Origin of the sequence: Aeromicrobium chenweiae, from assembly GCF_003065605.1 — a bacterium.
GTDB lineage: Bacteria > Actinomycetota > Actinomycetes > Propionibacteriales > Nocardioidaceae > Aeromicrobium > Aeromicrobium chenweiae.
This window is the reverse complement of the sequence record NZ_CP026952.1, coordinates 259,230-278,992: the sequence shown is the minus strand read 5'-3', so window position 1 is coordinate 278,992 and position 19,763 is coordinate 259,230. Positions and strand designations below refer to the sequence as shown.

Genomic DNA, 19,763 nt, shown 5'->3' with positions numbered 1-19,763 from the left:
CCCCCGAGACCGGTCGGGAATGACCGGAAGTTGGTAGGTACCAACCTAGGAACTCCTCCCGTCCGGCATCAGACCGAAGCGGGTCATCTTTCACTAGCCCCAAAGGACTAGACACGTTGTCGCGTCATGGAGGGCTTGGCGCGCGTCACGTACGCTGTCCTTCATGGCTCTGGACGACTTCCGCACCCTGCTACGCCACGCTGCCCAGACCGAGCCGCGCACCAACCGGCGAGGCGGCCGCATCGGCGTGATGGCGGGGCTCTCGGCGTTCGCCGGCCTGCTGATCGCCCTCATGATGATCCCGGCGACCGCGCTGGTCGCCGTGACGTTCAACGACGTGACCAAGGACGTCGTCGAGATGCCGCTGGACCTCGAGGACCAGCCCAACGCCCAGACGACCCGTCTCCTGGCCTCCAACGGCGACCTGATCGCGTACTTCTACAAGGAGAACCGGCAGGACGTCCCGCTGAAGGACATCGCCCCGGTCATGCAGGACGCGCTGATCTCGATCGAGGACAACCGTTTCTACGAGCACGGCGCCCTGGACCTCAAGGGGACACTGCGCGCGCTGGTCAACAACGCGTCCGAGGGCCAGACCCAGGGCGGGTCCTCGATCACCCAGCAGCTCGTGAAGCTCACGCTCGTGTCGCAGGCGACCACCAAGGAGCAGGTCAAGGCCGCGACCGAGAAGTCGACGGCGCGCAAGATCCGGGAGCTCAAGCTCGCGATCGACTACGAGTCCAAGCACACCAAGAAGGAGATCCTGGAGAGCTACCTGAACCTGGCGTACTTCGGTGACGGTGCCTACGGCATCAGCGCGGCCTCGTTCCACTACTTCTCCCGCAGCCCCGACCAGCTCAACGTCCGGCAGGCCGCCACCCTGGCCGGCCTGGTGAAGAACCCCGTCGAGTTCGACCCCAACGTCTACCCCGAGAAGGCGCTGCAGCGTCGCAACACGGTGCTCGCGGTCATGGCGCGCCTGGGCAAGATCACCCCCGAGCAGGCGACGAAGTACCAGGCCGCCCCGCTGGCGCTCAAGATCACCGAGTTCCCCAACGGCTGTGTCAGCTCGACCGCCGAGTTCTCCTGCGACTACGTGCGCCGCTGGCTGCTGACCCAGCCCGCCCTCGGCAGCACCGTCACGGAACGCCAGACACGTCTCGAGCGCGGCGGCCTGACGATCAAGTCCAACATCGACCCGCGCATGCAGGAGGCGACCGACAAGGCCGTCAAGTCGACCGTGAAGCCCACCGACAACGAGGCCATCGCGGCCCTCGCCTCCGTGGAGCCCGGCACCGGCAAGGTCCGCGCCCTCTCGCAGTCGCGTCCCATGGGCCGCAGCAAGAAGAAGGGCCAGTCCTTCATCAACTTCGTCGTGCCGCGGCGCTACGGCGACTCCGGCGGATTCCCCGCCGGGTCGACGTTCAAGCTCTTCACCGTCGCCGCAGCGCTCAAGAAGGGCATCGACGTCGGGCAGACGTTCAGCTCGCCGCCCAGCCTCACCATCGGCGGCGGCTCGTTCAAGACGTGCGACGGCCTGAACATCACTGACCCCTGGCCGGTCAAGAACTCCACGACGTCCGGCAGCAAGAACATGTACACCGGCACCCGCGAGTCGGTGAACACCTACTTCGCCCAGCTGGAGAAGATGGCCGGCCTCTGCAACGTGGTGAAGGCCGCCGAGTCGATGGGCATCACGGTCCTGGACAACCAGCAGGTCGGACCGTTCACCCTCGGCGTGACCAACGTCAGCCCGCTCGACATGGCCGCGGCCTACGCGACGTTCGCCTCGGGCGGCCAGTACTGCAAGCCGCGTCCGGTCACCGAGATCCTCGACAACAAGGGCAACACGCTCAAGAAGTACAAGCCGGTCTGCACCGAGGTCATGTCCAAGGACGAGGCGGCACAGATCAACGACATCCTGCGCGGCGTCCAGGAGCGCGGTGGCTTCGGGTTCAACAACGGGACCGGCCTGAAGATCCCGTCGGCCGCCAAGACCGGAACGGCCCAGGACAACCAGTCCGTCTGGTACGTCGGCTACACCCCCGAGCTCGCCACCGCCTCGATGATCGCGGGCGTGAAGAAGAACGGCAGCCCCCGTTCGCTGGCCGGCGTCAAGATCAACGGCGCCTTCCTCAACTTCAGCGCGGTCGGCGGCTCGTCGCTCGCCGGCCCGATGTGGGCCAAGGCAATGCAGAAGATCCAGGACTACCTGACGCCGGTCAAGTTCGACGACCCGCCCAAGCGCCAGCCGGCGGCCAAGAAGGCCGCTAAGAGCGGCGGCGGGGGCGACGACCGGGCCAAGAAGCCCAAGCGCGGCGGCCGTGGCGGCCGCGACCGCGCCTGACCCACCCACCACCCCAGCCCAGATCTGCGGGCTTCTGCACCGAATCCCCGGCGGGAGGACGTGCAGAGCTCCGCAGATCTGGGCTGGGTGGTCTCAGGCGCCGAGCTGGCGCTTGACCTCGGCGGCGACCGCGCCGCCGTCGGCCTTGCCCTTGACCTGGGGGGAGACGATGCCCATGACCTTGCCCATCGCCTTCATGCCCTCGCCGGCCGCACCGGCGGACTCGACGGCCGCCGACACGATGACGGCGATCTCCTCGGCCGACAGCTGGGCGGGGAGGTACTCGGCGAGGATCGCCGCCTCGGCCTTCTCCTTCTCCGCGAGCTCGGGACGGTTGCCGTCCGCGAACGCCTGGGCCGCCTCGCGGCGCTTCTTGGCCTCACGCTCGAGGACCGTCAGGACGTCCTCGTCGGAGAGCTCCTGGGCCTCCTTGCCGGACACCTCGGCGTTGGTGATCGCGGTGAGCACCATGCGGAGGGTCGACGTGCGCAGGGCGTCGCGCGCCTTCATCGAGGTGGTGAGGTCGGAGTGGAGCTGGTCCTTGAGAGCTGACATGCCCCCATTGTCCCACTGCCGCCGGACGCCCCCTGCGCGCGAAGCAACCACCGAGGTGACACGCTGAGCCTCATGCGTCCTGCTCTCTGGCCTGTGGCCGCCGCGGCGGCCGGGCTGACGTACGCCGTGGCGGAGACCCGCGCGTTCACGCTCCGCCGGGTGACCGTGCCGGTGCTGGCCGCCGGATCCGCCCCGCTGCGTGTCCTGCACCTGTCCGACACCCACATGACTCCCGGCCAGCGCCGCAAGCAGGCGTGGCTGCGGGGTCTGGCCGAGCTCGAGCCCGATCTCGTGGTCAACACGGGCGACAACCTGGCCCATCTCGACGCCGTGCCGTCCGTGCTCGACGCGTACGGCGACCTGCTCGACCTGCCGGGCGTCTTCGTCTTCGGCTCGAACGACTACTTCTCCCCCGTCCGCAAGAGCCCCACCGGCTATCTCACCGGCGGGACCGGCGTCGCCAGCAAGGGCGCCTGGGAGCGGCAGAAGGACCTGCCCTTCGAGGAGCTGCGCTCGGCGTTCAGGCAGCGCGGGTGGGTCGATCTCGACAACCGGCACGCCGACCTGGAGGTCGCCGGCCGGCGGCTGGCGTTCGTCGGCGTGGACGACCCACACCTCGGCTACGACGTCCTCGACGACGAGCCGGCGGACCGTACGGCCGACCTGGCCGTCGGCGTGGCCCACGCGCCGTACCTGCGCGTCCTCGACCGGTGGAACGCCCTCGGCTACCCGCTGATCCTCGCGGGGCACACCCACGGTGGCCAGCTGCGCGTGCCGTTCTACGGCGCGCTGGTGACCAACTGCGACCTCGATCGGGCCCGTGCTCGCGGGCTGCATCAGCACCGGACACCCGGTCACGAGCCGTCCTGGCTGCACGTCTCGGCGGGCCTCGGGACGTCCCCGTACACGCCCGTACGGTTCGCATGCCGCCCCGAGGCAACACTGCTCACCCTCACTGGGATAGACTCTTCCGGTCCCCACTAGTTGGGGGCGTCGGGCTGTGGCGCAGCTTGGTAGCGCGCGTCGTTCGGGACGACGAGGCCGCAGGTTCAAATCCTGTCAGCCCGACCATCTGACGAAGGCCGGTCCACCACCAGGTGGGCCGGCCTTCGCCGTTCTCGCAGCCTGCGAGGTCGCCGTGAGGCGGGTGTGACCTGACGCACCATGTGACAAACTGACCCCATGGTCGACGAGCAGGAGCCCCCGAAGCGGGTGGTCAAGCGGGTGGTCAAGAAGACCGTCGTGCGTCCGACCGCCGCGGGTGGGACGAAGCCGCAGGTCCGGTACGGCCGCCCCGTCGCCACCGCCACCAAGCCGCAGGCCAAGGTCGCGTCCCGGCCCGCAGCCAAGGGCGGTCCCGCAGGCAAGGGCGCGACCCGTCCCCAGCGTCCGCCCCGTGACCTCGCGCTGGGTGCGAAGGTCACCGCCGCCGGACACCGGGTCGGTGACGCCTGGTGGGCCGTCGCGGACCGCACCGGATCCGCCGCGCGGACGTCCGGCACCGTCCTCACGACGCGGGCCCGATCCGTGGCGGCCTGGCGGCTGCCGCACATCAACCTCTACCTGGCCTCGGTCATCACCGGCGCCGTGGCCGGGGTCGTCGCCGTGCTGCTGGGCGTCGTCAGCCTGCGGATCTTCGAGGCGGCACGCGGCGTCTCGGCCGGCGGCGGGCTCTGGGGCGGCCTCGCCTTCATCGTCATCGCGGTCCTGACCGTCTACGTCGGTCAGGCGCTGCTGCGCGGCTTCGGCTCCGCAGCAGCACGCCTGACGAGCCTGCTCGGCGTGATCCTGACGATCGTCGCGATGCTCGGCCTGTTCCTCGACATGATCGACCAGGAGCCGTCCACGGCTCTGTTCATCGTCCCGGCCCTCGGCGCCGTGACCTTCGTGGCCTCGCACTGGCTGATCGACGTCGCCGAGAAGAACCCCAGCCTCGTCGAGTGACCGACGTCCTGTGGGAGCCGGCGCTCGACGGGTCCTCACGCGTCGAGCGGTTCATACGCGGGGTCGAGCACGGCGGCGGCCCCACCGCCCAGCTCGCGTCCATCTCCGGCGGCACGGACGTGTGCTCGGGCTTCTTGGGCGCCTCGCCGATCCTCCCGGTGCACGCCGGGGAGATCTCCTGCCGCATGCTCGGCTGCGCCGTGGAGTCGTACGACGAGCAGGGCCGCCCGGTCGTGGGCTCGCTCGGGGAGCTGGTCATCACCGGCCCGATGCCCTCGATGCCGGTCGGCTTCTGGAACGACACGGACGGCGCCCGCTACCGCGCTGCGTACTTCGAGGACATCCCCGGCGTCTGGCGGCACGGCGACTGGATCACGATCACCGACCGCGGCACCTGCACGATCACCGGCCGCAGCGACGCGACGCTCAACCGCGGCGGCGTACGACTGGGGACGTCGGAGTTCTACTCGGTCGTCGAGGCCCTGCCCGAGGTGGCCGAGAGCCTCGTCGTGCACCTCGAGGACGAGGAGGGCGGCGCCGGCACGTTGATCCTGTTCGTCGTCGTGGCCGATGAAGCGGCGCTGGACGACGAGCTGACCCGTCGGGTCGCCACGGAGCTGCGCAAGCGCCTGTCACCCCGTCACGTGCCGGACGTGGTGCGTCAGGTGCCGCAGCTCCCCCGCACGTTGTCGGGAAAGAAGCTCGAGGTGCCGGTCAAGAAGATCCTGCAGGGAGCCGCGATCGAGGACGCCGCCGCCAAGGGGGCGCTGACCGACGCCTCGGCGCTCGACGTCTTCGTCGACGTCCGCGCGGAGCTGCGCTGACGTTGCGTCATCCCGGCTGAGGGTCAGGACCCCCGCGCGGGATGACGCAACGGCGTCAGACGAGCAGCTCGGCGATCTGGATCGTGTTGAGCGCGGCACCCTTGCGAAGGTTGTCGCCGCTGACGAACAGCGCGAGCCCGCGGTTGCCCGGGGCGCTCTGGTCCTGGCGGATGCGGCCGACGAGGCTCGGGTCGGTGCCGGCCGCCTGCAGCGGGGTGGGCACGTCGACGAGACGGACGCCCGCGGCGCTGCCGAGCAGCTCGGTGGCCCGGGCCACGGTCAGGTCGTTCTCGAACTCGGCGTTGATCGACAGCGAGTGCCCCGTGAAGACCGGGACGCGCACGCACGTGCCCGAGACCCGCAGGTCGGGCAGGTGCAGGATCTTGCGGCTCTCGTTGCGGAGCTTCTGCTCCTCGTCGGTCTCGAACGAGCCGTCGTCGACGACCGAGCCGGCCATCGGCAGGACGTTGAACGCGATCGGCGCGACGTAGACGTCCGGGTCGGGGAAGCCGACCGCCGAGCCGTCGTACGCGAGCTCGTCGGCCTTCTCGATGACGGCGGACGCCTGGCCGTGCAGCTCGCGGACGCCAGCGATGCCGGACCCGGAGACGGCCTGGTAGGTGCTGACCACGAGCCGGACCAGGCCGGCCTCGTCGTGCAGGGGCTTCAGGACGGGCATCGCGGCCATCGTCGTGCAGTTGGGGTTCGCGATGATGCGGCGGTGGGCCTTCGCGATGTCCTCGGGGTTGACCTCGCTGACGATCAGCGGGATCTCGGGGTCCTTGCGGAACGCCGAGGAGTTGTCGATGACCATCGCGCCGGCCTCGGCGAACCGGGGCACCTGGACGCGGGACGTCGAGGCGCCGGCCGAGAACAGGGCGATGTCGATGCCCGAGACGTCCGCGGTCGCGGCGTCCTCGACGACGATCTCCTCGCCGCGGAACGGCAGCGTCTTGCCGGCGGACCGGGCCGAGGCGAAGAACCGCACCCGGTCGGCGGGGAAGCCCCGCTCCTCGAGGATCGCGCGCATGGCGACGCCCACCTGGCCGGTGGCGCCGACGACAGCAAGCGTGGTCATCGTCCGGTACCTCCGTAGACCACGGCCTCGACCTCGTCGGTGCCGAGGTCGAACGCGGCGTGGGCGGCGTTGACCGCCGCGTCGATCTGGTTCTCCATCACGATGACCGAGATCCGGATCTCCGAGGTCGAGATCATCTCGATGTTGACCCCGGCGTCGGCCAGCGAGCGGAAGAACTTCGCGGTGATGCCCGGTGACGAACGCATGCCGGCGCCGACGATCGAGACCTTGCCGACGCCGTCGTCGTACTGCAGCCGCTCGTAGCCGACCTCGTCCTTGAGCCGGGCGAGCGCGGTCATCGCGGTCTGCCCGTCGGCGCGAGGCAGCGTGAACGAGATGTCGGTCAGGGCCGTCGCCGCGGCGGAGACGTTCTGGACGACCATGTCGATGTTGATCTGCGCGTCGGCGAGCGCCTGCAGGATCGCGGCGGCGAAGCCCACCTTGTCGGGCACGCCGACGACGGTGATCTTGGACTCGCTGCGGTCGTGCGCGACGCCGGAGATGATCGCTTGCTCCATGTGGCCCTCTTCGTTGGTGCTGTCCTCGGGGGTGACGTCCTCGGTCTTGACGACCCACGTGCCGACCTTGTCGGAGAAGGACGAGCGGACGTGGATCGGCATGTCGTTGCGGCGGGCGTACTCGACGCACCGCAGGTGCAGGATCTTGGCGCCGTTGGCCGCCATCTCCAGCATCTCCTCGTACGAGATCCGCGGGATCTGGCGGGCGTTCGGCACGATGCGGGGATCGGCGCTGAAGATGCCGTCGACGTCGGTGTAGATCTCGCACACGTCGGCGTCGAGGGCCGCCGCCAGCGCGACGGCGGTGGTGTCGGAGCCGCCACGGCCCAGCGTGGTGATGTCCTTGGTCGTCTGCGAGACGCCCTGGAACCCGGCCACGATCGCGATCGCACCCTCGGCCAGCGCGGCCTCGATGCGGCCCGGGGTGACGTCGATGATCTTGGCGCGGCCGTGCTCGGAGTCGGTGATGACGCCGGCCTGCGAGCCGGTGAACGAGCGCGCTTCCTGGCCGAGGTTGCCGATCGCCATCGCGAGGACGGCCATGCTGATGCGCTCGCCGGCGGTCAGCAGCATGTCGAGCTCACGGCCCGGCGGGAGCGGGGAGACCTGGTTGGCCAGGTCGATCAGCTCGTCGGTGGTGTCGCCCATGGCCGAGACCACGACGACGACGTCGTGACCGGCCTTCTTGGTCGCGACGATGCGTTGGGCGACCCTCTTGATGCTGGTTGCGTCGGCAACCGAGGAGCCGCCGTACTTCTGGACGACAATGCCCACGGGACTGTCCTACCTGGAGGAGAGGTACGGGATGCGCGACGCTGCGCAGCGACGAGTCTACCGGTTGCCTCCGAGGCGCCGGAGCGGGTTCCAGGGATGAGACGGCCCGCGCCCGGGCGGGGTCAGCCGATGGTCGTGCGGCCCTCGAACGCCCGGCCGAGGGTGAGCTCGTCGGCGTACTCCAGGTCGCCGCCGACCGGCAGCCCGCTCGCGAGCTTGCTGACCCGCAGCCCGTAGGTGGAGAGCATGCGGATGAGGTAGGTCGCGGTGGCCTCGCCCTCGAGGTTGGGATCGGTGGCGATGATGACCTCGGTGACGACGGCGTCCTGCAGGCGTCCCAGGAGCTCCTTGATGCGCAGCTGGTCCGGCCCGATGCCCGCGATGGGCGAGATCGCGCCGCCCAGCACGTGGTAGCGGCCACGGAACTCCCGCGTCCGCTCGATCGCGATGACGTCCTTGGACTCCTCGACCACGCACAGCACGCTGGGGTCGCGGCGCGGGTCCGCGCAGATGCGGCACTCGGTGTCGACCGTGACGTTGCCGCAGATCGAGCAGAAGTGGACCTTGGCCTTCACCTCGACCAGGGTCGCGGCGAACCGGCGGACGTCCTCGGGGTCGGCGTCGAGCAGGTGGAACGCGATGCGTTGCGCACTCTTGGGACCGATGCCGGGCAGCTGCCCGAGCTCATCGATCAGGTCCTGGACCACGCCGTCATACATAGGTGTTCAGGGTATGCGGTCAGCCCTGAGCGCCGTCACCCGACTCGCGGTCGAACAGCGGCTCACCTGCGAGGATGCGCACGAGCTGGATCACGCGCAGGTCCTCACGGGCGGTGTCGACGTGGACGGTGGCGGTCAGCGCCTCGCCGTCGAGCATGTGGACGATGCCGATGACGATCGTGTCGAGCTCGTCCGACGGCATTTCGGCGGCGATCGGCAGCGCCCGGCCCATCTCGATGATCTCGCGGTGGTAGCGGTCCGCGAGGAGGGACAGGCGGGCCCGCAGGTCGGGGTCGGTGCGCGCCGCGACGAGCAGCTCGTACCAGGCGGCGTTGACCGGTGCCCGGGTCGCGCGCCGCAGCAGGCGGACGACCGCGGCGACGTCGAACTCCGTCAACGCGCCGAGGCCGGCCCGGAAGTCGACGAACTGCCGGGCTCGGACCGCGTCCGCTGCGGCGAGGATGACGTCGAGGCGCGAGTCGAAGTGGCGGAACAGCCCACCCTGGGAGACGCCGGCCCGGCGGGCGATCTCGGTGGTCGTGGTGCGGGCGTACCCGACCTCGCCCAGAGCCTCGACCGCGGCGTCGACGATCGCCGCGATGGTGCCCTCCCGGCGCTCGGCCTGCGTGCGTCGGGGGGTCGCGGTCACGGCCCCTACTGTGCCACCACCGGCTCGGGGCGGCGGACGGGCGCCACGGTGCCGCGGGGCTCGCCGGCACGCAGGAACCGGCCGGTGCCGAGCGTGCGTCCGTACCCCTCGACGAACTCGCCGCGCTCGAACACCACCTCACCGGACACGACGGTCGCCGAGACCGCGGCGTCGTTGCGGTTGACCATGCGGCTCATGTTGCCGAACTCCGGCATCAGGGCCTCGTGGTAGCTGTCGACCTCGTCGCTGAGCCCGGCCGGGTCCACGACGACGAAGTCGGCGCGGTCCCCGACCCGGATGCGACCCGCGTCGATGCCGTAGAAGTCGCCGAGCTCGCCGGTCAGCTTGAAGATCGCCTTCTCCACGGTCATGAACGGGTGGCGCCCCGACTGCGCCTGGTGGACACGGTTGAGCAGCCGGATGCCGAAGTTGTAGAACGCCATGTTCCGCAGGTGCGCCCCGGCGTCCGAGAAGCCGATCGTGATGCCGTAGCGGTTGATCAGCTCGTCCTGGACCTCCGGACGGGTGTTGGCGATGTTGGTCTTCCAGCGCAGCGCGGTGCCGTGCTCGACCACGAGGTCGAGGTAGCAGTCGACCGGGTGGATGCCCCGCTGCCGTGCGACGTCGCCGATCATCATGCCGACGAGGGCGGGGTCGGGGCACTCGGTGATCTCGGCGTCGTCGAAGTCGCGGTGCCACACGCGCGGCGAGAAGCGCTTGTCGAAGTCGCGGCGGAACCAGCGGCGGTACGCCTCGTCGGTCAGCAGCTCGTTGCGGCCCATCTCCTCGCGCAGGTGCAGGGCCTCCCGGCCGGAGCCGAACTCCTCGAAGACGACCAGGTCGATCCCGTCGGCCCACACCCGGAACGTCGTGGGCAGGTGCTGCCAGGTGAACCTGCCTCGACCGATCTTGTTGGCGAGGAACGCGAGCGGCTCGAAGATGCGCTGCACCCACGGCTCGGCCTTGGTGTCGGCGGCAGCGAGCAGGGAGACCTTGAGCGGCTTGCGGAACAGCCCCGTCGCGGTCGCGAGGTAGAACGCGATGTCGTACTTCTTGTTGAGGTTCGGGACGCCCTGCAGCACCCGGTCGCGACGGCGGAGCACCCGGCTCAGGCCGCGGAACTCCTTCCAGCTGGAGTACGTCGAGGGCAGCGAGCGCGAGCGGTAGCGGTCGCCGTCGAGCTTGTCCCACGGGTTCGTCATCGTCGAGATGCCCAGGAACCCGGCGTCGAGGGCGTCCTCGAGGCGGCGCTCGATCTCGCGCTGCTCGCCGCGGGTCGCCTTCTGCGCCGGGTCCGTGGAGCGGCCCATGCCCATGACGCTCGCGCGGACGTCGGAGTGGCCCAGGAACGACGCGACGTGGGGACCGAGCGGCAGCGACTCCAGCGCGTCGACCCAGCCCTGCGGCGTCGACCAGGTCTTTGCGTCCTCCAACGAGCCCAGCACGTGCGTGCGCGGCAGCGCCTCGACCCGGCTGAACAGGTCGGCGATGTCCAGCGGCGAGGAGTAGACCGTCGACAGGGAGCAGTTGCCGACCAGCACCGTGGTGACCCCGTGGCGTACGGACTCGTTGAGCCCGGGCGCGACCTGGACCTCCGCGTCGTAGTGGGTGTGCGCGTCGACGAACCCGGGCATGACCCATTGGCCCGCTGCCTCGACGACCGTGGTGTCCGGCCCCACGGGGAGCGGGTCGGGCGAGACCGCGGCGACGCGGCCGTCCTTGATGCTGACGTTCGCGACGACGCCGGGCGCCCCCGTGCCGTCGAAGTACGTGCCGCCGTTGATCACCAGGTCGAGCTCGTTCATGTGGCCTCCGTCACAGTCAGGTGACGAAACATAGCGAGTAACCACTCGCTATGTCTACGTTTTCCGCCGACTGGCGCACTCCGATCCCCGACCGGCGCAGAAGTGGACGACTCGCCGTCTCATTTTCTTCACCTTGCGCCACTCCCCCGCAAGCGGGAGGTGCCCCCAGCGGATCAGGAGTCGCGGATCAGGAGGTGAGGAAGGTCTGGAGCATGTCGTGGCCGTGGGCGGTGAGGATCGACTCGGGGTGCATCTGGACGCCCTCGACGGGGTGCGTGCGGTGGCGGACGCCCATCACGACGCCGGACGCGGTGCGGGCCGTGACCTCGAGCTCGTCGGGCACGCTCCCGGGGTCGATGACGAGCGAGTGGTAGCGGGCGCACACCAGCGGGGACGGGAGGCCGGCGCAGACCCCGGTGCCGTCGTGGTGGACCAGCGACGGCTTGCCGTGGACGACCTCCGGGGCGCGGACGACCCGCGCGCCGTAGACCTCGCCGATCGCCTGGTGCCCCAGGCACACCCCGAGCGTCGGCGTCGACGCCCCGAGGCGGCGGATCGCCTCCAGGCTGATGCCGGCGTCGGCGGGCGTCCCGGGCCCCGGGGAGACGATCAGGTGGGTGAAGTCACCGCGACGGCGCGCCGCGACGAGATCGTCCACCGTCACCGCGTCGTTGCGGACGACCTCGGCGGACGCGCCGAGCTCCCCGACGTACTGGACGAGGTTGTAGACGAACGAGTCGTAGTTGTCGATGAACAGGACCTTGGCCCGGGGGGCGGCACGCGGCCCACCTCGGTGGGCGCGGTGGCCGACGGCGCGCCGTGGGACCCGGCGGCCCACACGCGCCAGAGCTCGTCGCGCAGCCAGGTGGTCGTCCGGCCCACCGCCCACTCGCCGACACCCTCCACCGCGGCGACCGGCACCACGCCGCGCAGGGCGTTGGTGACGAAGACCTCCGTCGCGATGCGCAGGTCCTGGGTCGTCAGACGTCGCTGGAACACCGGGACCGCCGCGGCCCGCAGGATCTCCACGACGCGGGCGCGGGCCGTGCCGGGCAGGATCCGGCCGTCGGTCGGTGGCGTGTGGACGCCGTCGTCGTGCACCACGAACAGGTTGGCCCGGGCCGTCTCCAGGACGGCTCCGTCGTCGGAGGTCAGCAGCAGGTCGTGCTGGGGCCCCCGGTCGTCCGCGAGGCCGCGCCGATCGACCCACTTGTGCTGCCCCCAGCCGTCGCCGACCGTGCGCGGGGTCAGCGTCCACGGCCCGGTCGTGGGGTCGAGCGGCGCCGCGGTCATCGTGACCACCACGCCGTCGTCCCGCGGCACCGCATCGATGCGCAGGCGCTGTCGCCCGGTCAGCTCGGCCGCGCGGCGCACGACCTCGTCGTCGAGCCCGGCACGGAGCGTGGCCCCGCTGACTGCGCGGACGCTCGCGCCGAGGCGCGCCAGGTGCGCGTCGAGATCGACCGCGTGCCCGTCCTGGACCAGCAGCGTGTCGAAGACGCCGAGCGACTCGTCGACGGCGCCGGCCGGAGCCGGCTCGGTGACCGCGACCGGCAGCTCGTCGGCGAAGTCGTGGGCGACCAGGTCGAGACGGCCGCCGATCGCGTCGATCAACGGCCGCGCCTTGACCAGGCACTCCGCGTACTCGCCCTCAGGGGTGGAGTCCGCGACGACTCCGCCGCCGACGCCCAGCCAGATCGTGTCGCCGGCGATCTCGAACGTCCGGATCACCACGTTGAGCTCGAGCCCCGCGGCAGGGCTGACGTGCCCGATCGCGCCGGTGTACGCCTCGCGGCCGGTCGCCTCGAGCGCGTTGATGATCTCCATCGCCCGCACCTTGGGCGCACCGGTGACCGATCCTGGTGGGAAGGTCGCGCGCAGCAGGTCGGAGTCGCGCACCCCCCGCCCGGCGTGACCGACCACGTCCGACACCAGGTGCCACACCGAGTGGCGCTCGGCCCGGGTGATCGCCGGCACGCGCACCGAGCCGGGCAGGCTCACCCGGCCCAGGTCGTTGCGCATGAGGTCGACGATCATGACGTTCTCGGCCCGGTTCTTGGCAGAGGCGACGAGCTCGTCCGGGTCGCTGTCGAGCGGTGCCGTGCCCTTGATCGGCGAGCTCAGCAGCTCGTCGCCCGTGCGCCGCAGGAACAGCTCGGGCGACAGGCTCACAAGCGCTCCCTCGGGGCTGGACACGTACGCGGCGTAGGCCGGGTGCAGCCGCTCGACGCCGGCGCAGAAGACGTCGAGCGGATCGCCCGCGAACGGGGCCTCGAGCCGGGTGCAGAGATTGGCCTGGAAGATGTCGCCCGCCGCGACGTGGTCGAGCACGGTCGCCAGCGCGGACCGGTGCTCGTCCGGCGACGGGGTCATCGCGAACGTCCCGACGTCGTACGCCCGCGGATCCGGCGCGGACCCGTCGAGGACGGCCAGCACCCGGGAGTCGCGCTCGTCGTCACGCGTCAGCGACTCGAGCCACCACGCGCCGTCGCTGAGCCGCAGGACGTGGTCGTAGAACGCGATGCGGTGGTCCGGCTGCGGGATCGGCCGGTGCGGTGCGGGCGGCAGCTCCTCGACGAGACGACCGAGCTGATATCCCCAGGCGCCGATCCAGCCGCCGCCGAACCCGGCCACGTCGGACGGCAGCGGGTCGAGGTCGATCCCACCGAACGGGTCACCCTCGAGCACCTCGACGGGGTCGAACGCGATGAGCGCCTCACCCTGGTGCCAGGCACCGAGCAGGGCGACGAGACGGTCACGACCACGGAAGCGGCGCAGGACGTCGAGCGGGTGCGCCTCGAGGTCGAGGCGCCTCCGGACGAGCTCAGTCCGCGTGCTCGTCAATGACCTTGGCCCCCAGCTCCCGGCTCAGCAGGAGCTCGGGATCGAGGATCTCGTGGTCGACGACGGGGTCGTTGCGGTCGGCCGACGCGTCCGGGTCCTCGCGCGTCTGGGGGCTGTGCTGCTCCCGCATCGCCTGACGGACCGAGTCGGGCACGGCCACGGGCGGGGTGGAGGGCGCCGACGACGGGGCGGGCGCGGGCCGCGACGAGCCGTCGTCGTAGTCGTCGACCACGCCGGGACGGGTGCCCGGGTCGACGATCGCCTCGATCCGCCAGGTGACACCGAGGACCTGGTGCAGGGCCTTCTGGACGTACTCGGCCGATCCGCTGTTGATGAAGGAGTCCCGCGCGCCGGCATTGACCAGGGCGATCGTCAGGACCTGGCCGTCCAGGCCCATGACCTGGGCGTTCTGGCTCAGCATGATCCAGGCGAAACGACGCATGTCGCGGATCCGGTCGAGGATCTCGGGCCACAGGCGGCGCACGTCGGCGATCGTGAGCGTGCCGGCCGGGGCCTCCTCGGGCTGCGCCGCGACGGGGGCCGCCGCCACGGGCTGCGGCTGGGGCTCGGCCACGGGGGCCGGCTGTTGCGCGACGGGAGGCGCGGCCGGTGCGGGCTCGGCCTCGACGGGACGGGCGACCGGGGGCCGGGACGCCTCGACCGGCGCGGCCGGCGGGGCCGGCGCAACAGGTGTCGGCGCAGCAGGTGTCGGCGCAGCAGGTGTCGGCGCGGGCGCCGGTGCAGCCGGCTGCGTCGCGGCAGGCGGGGCCGTCACGGGCGTGGGCGCCGCAGTCGCCGGTGCAGCAGCAGGGTGCGCGGCTGCGGGCGCGGGCGCGCCGCCGTCCATCGACAACCGGCGCTCGACCCGGTCGAGCCGCGCCTGGAAGCCCTGCGTGGAGTTGTCCGCGCCCGGCACCAGGATGCGGGCGCACATCAGCTCGAGCAGCAGGCGCGGGGCGGTGGCGCCGCGGAACTCCATCAGCGCGGCGTTGACGATGTCGGCCGCCCGGGTCAGCTCGGACGGACCGAAGCCGTTGGACTGGGTGATCAGCCGCTCGGCGCGGTCGCCCGGCACGTCGAGCAGGCCCTTGTCGAGAGCATCGGGCACGGCGGCGACGATCACGAGGTCGCGCAGCCGCTGCAGCAGGTCCTCGGCGAACCGGCGCGGGTCCTGACCGGTCTCGATGACCTTGTCGACGACGCCGAACACGGTCGACCCGTCGCTCGCGGCGAACGCGTCGATCGCCTCGTCGAGCAGGGAGTCGGGGGTGTAGCCGAGCAGCTGGACCGCGAGGTCGTACGTCACGCCGTCGGGGCCGGCGCCGCCGAGCAGCTGGTCGAGCACGCTGAGCGTGTCGCGCACCGATCCCTGGCCGGCCCGGACCACGAGGGGCAGGGCGGTCGGAGCCAGGGCGACGCCCTCGGCCTCGCACAGCTGCATGAGGTAGTCGCCGAGCGCCTTCGGCGGCACGAGCCGGAACGGGTAGTGGTGCGTGCGGGAGCGGATCGTGCCGATGACCTTGTCGGGCTCGGTCGTCGCGAAGATGAACTTCAGGTGCGGCGGGGGCTCCTCGACGAGCTTGAGCAGCGCGTTGAATCCCTGCGGCGAGACCATGTGGGCCTCGTCGATGATGTAGACCTTGTAGCGGCTGCTGACCGGGGCGAAGAACGCCCGCTCCCGCAGGTCGCGCGCATCGTCCACACCGCCGTGGCTGGCGGCGTCGATCTCGATGACGTCGATGCTGCCGGGCCCGCCGCGCGCGAGGTCGCGGCAGCTCTGGCACTCGCCGCACGGATCGGCGATGGGAGCCTTCTCGCAGTTGAGGGCGCGGGCCAGGATGCGGGCGCTGGTGGTCTTGCCGCAGCCGCGCGGGCCGGAGAACAGGTAGGCGTGGTTGACCTTGTTGGCGGCGAGCGCGTGCCGCAGCGGACCGGTCACGTGCTCCTGCCCGATCACCTCCGCAAACGTCTCGGGCCGGTAGCGGCGGTACAGCGCGAGGGGGGCATCCACACCTAGAGACTAACGACCGCTCCTGACACTGGCGACCACCGCACGCCGCAACCCAGATTTGCAGGGGGTTGCACCGAATCCGGGCCGCCAGACCGTGCAGCACCCCGCAGATCGGGGACCGGGTCAGCCGGCGATGTCGTGGCTGCCCAGCCAGCGGTCGACCGTGGCGTACGCGGCCTTGCGCGCCTCCTCCTTGGAGATGAACACGTCGTGCCGGGCGCCCTCGATCGGCACCACGCTCACCGCGTCCCCGAGGCAGCCCGACCAGCGGGCGATCTGCCGGACGTCCAGCACCGCGTCGGCGTCGTCGACCTCCGGCGAGTACTCCCGGGCGAACTTCGTCCTGGTCGAGCGCAGCACCAGCGACGGCACGCCCACGTCCAGTCCCCGGTGCAGCCGCGCCTGGCCGCGGCGGACCGCCGTCAGCCAGCCGTACGACACGGGGAAGCCCTCGAGCGGCTTGTAGACCGTGTTGAAGTCCCACTCGCCGTGCGCGGTCACGTGCAGGCTCGTGCCGTACGCGTTGGTGGGCGGCAGCTTGATGATGTCCTTCGGCCGGACCTTCGCGACCAGGCCGATGGCCTGCGTGCCCACCGTGCGCATCCACGGCTTGCCCTGGAGGTCGAACCACGGGCTGTTGAGGATCAGCCCCGCGACACCGGCGCCCTTGGTGCCGCCCGGGCGGCGGTTGAGCCGGTCCAGCCACAGCGGCACGATCAGGCCGCCGGTCGAGTGGCCCGAGGCCACCACGGGCTTGCCGCCGGTCTCGTCCCGGATGATCGCGAGCGACGCGTCGAGCTCGCGGTCGTACATCTGCAGGTCCGACACGTAGTGGCCGGTCTGCCCCTCGCGGCGGGACCGGCCGCACTTGCGCAGGTCGAGGGCGTAGAAGGCGTAGCCGCGGTCGGTGAAGAACTCGGCCATCTCCTTCTGGAAGAAGTAGTCGCTGAAGCCGTGGACGTACAGCACGGCGGCCCGCGTGTCCTGGGGAGGCGTGTGACGCACCAGCGTGGCCTCGATCGCGCCCTCCCCGTCGGGGTCGTCCCCGAGGGGGATCGTGCGCTGCTCGTAGCCGTCGCCGAGCTCGTCGGGCTTCCAGGTGCTCATCTGACTCCTCGTTTTGGACTCGGCCGTTCGCGTCCAACAGTATGGGTGCCGTGAGTGACCCCCGCCAGATCCAGCGCACCCTCGACCTCGCCCTCCGGGTGGGCGAGATGCTCCTGTCCAACGGTGCGGGCGCCGCCGACGTCACCGCGACGATGTCCTCGATCGCCCACCACCTCGGCCTGCGGCAGGCCCTGGTCGACGTGACGTTCACGACGTTGGAGATCTCCTACCAGCCGGCGTTCGACGAGCCGGCCTTCTCCCTGACCCGGCACGTCACCCACCGGGAGACCGACTTCGAGGACCTCACGGACGTCGACCAGGTCGTCACCGACCTCCTCAGCGACACGATCGACCTGGACGAGGCGCGGGCGCGGGTGGCCCGCATCGCCTCGACCGGCCACCACATCTCGCGCTGGGCGGTGACCGCCTCGTACGCGTTCATCGGCGGCGGCGTCGCACTGCTGATCGGCGGCGACTGGCTCGTCACACTCATCGCGGCCGTCGCCGCGAGCGGCATCGAGGTGCTGCAGCGCTACCTGTCGCGGCTGCGGCTGCCGTTCTTCTACGCCCAGGTGGCGGGCGGGCTGTTCGCGACGCTGCTGGCGGTGCTGGCGCGCGCGGTCGACCTCAAGGTCGACCCGTCCCTCGTCATCACCGCGAGCATCGTGATGCTGCTGGCCGGGCTGGGGTTCATCGGCGCGCTCCAGGACGCGCTCACCGGCTTCTACGTCACGGCCGTCGCCCGCATCCTGGAGGTCATGATGTCGACGGTCGGCGTCATCGTCGGGGTCAGCGGCGGCCTGACCGTCGGTGGCCTGCTCGGCGTCGACATCACCCTGGACCCCGGCGCCGCGGGACTGTCCCGTCTGCCCCTGATGGTCACGGGCGCCGCGGTCGCCGCAGCGGCCTTCGCGTACTCCGCGTACGCCCCCGGCCGCAGCATCGTCCCGATCGCCGCTGTGGGCGGGGTCGCCGCGGCCATCTACCTGGTCCTCGCCGAGCACGATCTGGGCCGGGCCTGGCCCGCCGGCATCGCCGCGCTCTTCATCGGCCTGGTCGGGTTCACGGTCGCCTCCTGGTGCCGGGTGCCCCCGCTCGTCGTGGTCGTCGCCGCGATCGTCCCCCTGCTGCCGGGCCTGTCGATCTACCGCGGCCTCTCGCTGCTGGCCGCGGACGACTACGCCGGCATCCTCGCCATGATCACCGCGGCGGCGATCGCCATCTCGCTGGCCGCCGGCGTCATCCTGGGTGAGTACGTCGCGCAGCCGGTACGGCGCGAGGCGAGGCGGCTCGAGCAGCGCCTCGCGGGACCCCGTCTGGTCGGCCCGCTCAGGGCCCGCGCCAAGCGCAGGTGACCATCCGGATGGTATGAAAGTTACGCGCCAGTAGGCACCCCCGGAGGAGACCCATGAGACTTCAGCTGTCAGACGAGGACGTCGCGTTCCGCAAGGAGATGCGAGAGTTCTTCACCACCCAGATCCCCCAGGACATCCGGGACACCGTCGCCGCTCGCCGCGAGCTGACGAAGGACCAGATCGTCCGCTCGATGCAGGCGATGAACGCCGCCGGCATCGCCGTGCCCAACTGGCCCGTCGAGTGGGGCGGCAAGGACTGGACGCCGCTGCAGCGCCACATCTGGCACGAGGAGATGCAGCTGGCCGGCGTCATGCCGCCGCTGGCGTTCAACGCCTCGATGGTCGGACCGGTCATCGCGACGTTCGGCTCGCAGGAGATCAAGGAGCGCTTCCTGCCCAAGACGGCCAACCTCGACATCTGGTGGTCGCAGGGCTTCTCCGAGCCCGACGCGGGCTCCGACCTCGCCTCGCTGCGGACCACCGCGGTCCGTGAGGGCGACGAGTACGTCGTCAACGGCCAGAAGACGTGGACGACCCTCGGCCAGTACGGCGACTGGATCTTCACGCTCGTCCGGACCGATCCCGCCGCCAAGAAGCAGGCCGGCATCTCGTTCCTGCTGATCGACATGACCTCCCCGGGCCTCACGGTCCGCCCGATCGAGCTCATCGACGGCGGCCACGAGGTCAACGAGGTGTTCTTCGACAACGTCCGCGTGCCGGTCTCGAACCTCGTCGGCGAGGAGAACAAGGGCTGGGACTACGCGAAGTTCCTGCTCGGCAACGAGCGCGTCGGCGTCGCCCCGGTCGGGTCGACCAAGCGCACGCTGGCCCAGGCCAAGGAGTATGCCAAGACGGCCGGCCCCGGCGGCACCTCGCTGCTCGAGGACCCGCTGTTCGCGGCCGAGATCGCGGAGCTGGAGAACGACCTCCTGGCCCTCGAGCTCACCGCGCTGCGCGTCGTCGCGCACTCCGCCGACGGCAAGCCGCACCCGGCATCGTCCGTCCTCAAGCTGCAGGGCACCGTGCTGCAGCAGGCCGTGACCGAGCTGTGGGTCGACCTGGTCGGCCCCGACGCGCTGGCCACCGGCGCCGGGGAGGGCTCGGACGTCCCGGCTCTCGCCCGCACCGCGACGCCCAACTACCTCAACTACCGCAAGGCGTCGATCTACGGCGGTTCCAACGAGGTGCAACGACAGATCATCGCCGGCACGATCCTGGGACTGAGGGGCTGAC

Annotated in this window: 16 protein-coding genes and 1 tRNA gene; 7 read left to right on the top strand and 10 right to left on the bottom strand. The window is 71.0% G+C overall.

What is annotated here, in order from left to right; genetic code table 11:
* Window positions 1–163: 163 nt before the first annotated feature.
* Window positions 164–2,347 carry a transglycosylase domain-containing protein gene (locus C3E78_RS01345; RefSeq protein ID WP_108576620.1) on the top strand — a complete coding sequence of 728 codons (2,184 nt, stop codon included), beginning with the start codon at window positions 164–166 and terminating at the stop codon, window positions 2,345–2,347.
* A gap of 93 nt (window positions 2,348–2,440) precedes the next feature.
* On the opposite strand, the gene C3E78_RS01340 is transcribed toward C3E78_RS01345, so the two are convergent.
* Window positions 2,441–2,902 (bottom strand): GatB/YqeY domain-containing protein, encoded by a 462-nt coding sequence (locus tag C3E78_RS01340; protein WP_108576619.1) that lies wholly within the window; start codon window positions 2,900–2,902, stop codon window positions 2,441–2,443.
* Between the two features lie 72 nt (window positions 2,903–2,974).
* Between C3E78_RS01340 and C3E78_RS01335 the strand changes: the two genes are divergently transcribed.
* The 4 genes from C3E78_RS01335 to C3E78_RS18550 all read left to right on the top strand — a co-directional run bounded on the left by C3E78_RS01335 (window position 2,975) and on the right by C3E78_RS18550 (window position 5,670).
* On the top strand, window positions 2,975–3,886 hold the full coding sequence (locus C3E78_RS01335) for a metallophosphoesterase (RefSeq protein ID WP_108576618.1): 912 nt from the start codon (window positions 2,975–2,977) through the stop codon (window positions 3,884–3,886).
* A 10-nt stretch (window positions 3,887–3,896) separates the two neighbouring features.
* Window positions 3,897–3,973, top strand: a tRNA-Pro gene (locus C3E78_RS01330).
* A 111-nt stretch (window positions 3,974–4,084) separates the two neighbouring features.
* On the top strand, window positions 4,085–4,846 hold the full coding sequence (locus C3E78_RS18555) for a hypothetical protein (protein ID WP_235833735.1): 762 nt from the start codon (window positions 4,085–4,087) through the stop codon (window positions 4,844–4,846).
* On the top strand, window positions 4,843–5,670 hold the full coding sequence (locus tag C3E78_RS18550; protein ID WP_235833734.1) for an AMP-binding enzyme: 828 nt from the start codon (window positions 4,843–4,845) through the stop codon (window positions 5,668–5,670). The genes C3E78_RS18555 and C3E78_RS18550 overlap by 4 nt, the downstream gene beginning before the upstream one ends.
* A 55-nt stretch (window positions 5,671–5,725) precedes the next feature.
* On the opposite strand, the gene C3E78_RS01320 is transcribed toward C3E78_RS18550, so the two are convergent.
* The 9 genes from C3E78_RS01320 to C3E78_RS01280 all read right to left on the bottom strand — a co-directional run bounded on the left by C3E78_RS01320 (window position 5,726) and on the right by C3E78_RS01280 (window position 17,175).
* Window positions 5,726–6,748 (bottom strand): aspartate-semialdehyde dehydrogenase, encoded by a 1,023-nt coding sequence (locus C3E78_RS01320; RefSeq protein WP_108576616.1) that lies wholly within the window; start codon window positions 6,746–6,748, stop codon window positions 5,726–5,728.
* Window positions 6,745–8,040 (bottom strand): aspartate kinase, encoded by a 1,296-nt coding sequence (locus C3E78_RS01315; RefSeq protein ID WP_108576615.1) that lies wholly within the window; start codon window positions 8,038–8,040, stop codon window positions 6,745–6,747. Before C3E78_RS01315 ends, C3E78_RS01320 begins: the two co-directional genes overlap by 4 nt.
* Window positions 8,041–8,162: 122 nt before the next feature.
* Window positions 8,163–8,759 (bottom strand): recombination mediator RecR, encoded by a 597-nt coding sequence (gene recR / locus C3E78_RS01310; protein WP_108576614.1) that lies wholly within the window; start codon window positions 8,757–8,759, stop codon window positions 8,163–8,165.
* Window positions 8,760–8,778: 19 nt separating this feature from the next.
* Window positions 8,779–9,408, bottom strand: a complete 630-nt coding sequence (locus C3E78_RS01305) for a TetR/AcrR family transcriptional regulator (RefSeq protein WP_108576613.1) — start codon at window positions 9,406–9,408, stop codon at window positions 8,779–8,781.
* A gap of 5 nt (window positions 9,409–9,413) precedes the next feature.
* On the bottom strand, window positions 9,414–11,213 hold the full coding sequence (locus C3E78_RS01300) for an N-acyl-D-amino-acid deacylase family protein (protein ID WP_108576612.1): 1,800 nt from the start codon (window positions 11,211–11,213) through the stop codon (window positions 9,414–9,416).
* Between the two features lie 187 nt (window positions 11,214–11,400).
* Entirely contained in the window at window positions 11,401–11,964 is a 564-nt protein-coding gene (locus tag C3E78_RS01295; RefSeq protein ID WP_243834209.1) for an anthranilate synthase component II, read from the bottom strand.
* A complete protein-coding gene (locus C3E78_RS01290) occupies window positions 11,874–14,057 on the bottom strand; it encodes a bifunctional anthranilate synthase component I family protein/aminotransferase class IV (protein WP_108576610.1) in 2,184 nt (727 codons plus the stop codon). Before C3E78_RS01290 ends, C3E78_RS01295 begins: the two co-directional genes overlap by 91 nt.
* The gene (locus C3E78_RS01285; protein WP_108576609.1) at window positions 14,038–16,068 is read right to left on the bottom strand and encodes a DNA polymerase III subunit gamma and tau; all 2,031 of its coding nucleotides are present in this window, start codon (window positions 16,066–16,068) and stop codon (window positions 14,038–14,040) included. The genes C3E78_RS01290 and C3E78_RS01285 overlap by 20 nt, the downstream gene beginning before the upstream one ends.
* Window positions 16,069–16,191: 123 nt before the next feature.
* Window positions 16,192–17,175 (bottom strand): alpha/beta hydrolase, encoded by a 984-nt coding sequence (locus C3E78_RS01280; RefSeq protein WP_108576608.1) that lies wholly within the window; start codon window positions 17,173–17,175, stop codon window positions 16,192–16,194.
* Window positions 17,176–17,225: 50 nt separating this feature from the next.
* On the opposite strand from C3E78_RS01280, the gene C3E78_RS01275 reads away from it, so the two are divergent.
* Window positions 17,226–18,530 carry a threonine/serine exporter family protein gene (locus C3E78_RS01275; protein ID WP_108580694.1) on the top strand — a complete coding sequence of 435 codons (1,305 nt, stop codon included), beginning with the start codon at window positions 17,226–17,228 and terminating at the stop codon, window positions 18,528–18,530.
* 53 nt (window positions 18,531–18,583) lie between these two features.
* Window positions 18,584–19,762 (top strand): acyl-CoA dehydrogenase family protein, encoded by a 1,179-nt coding sequence (locus C3E78_RS01270; RefSeq protein ID WP_108576607.1) that lies wholly within the window; start codon window positions 18,584–18,586, stop codon window positions 19,760–19,762.
* Window position 19,763: the final 1 nt, after the last annotated feature.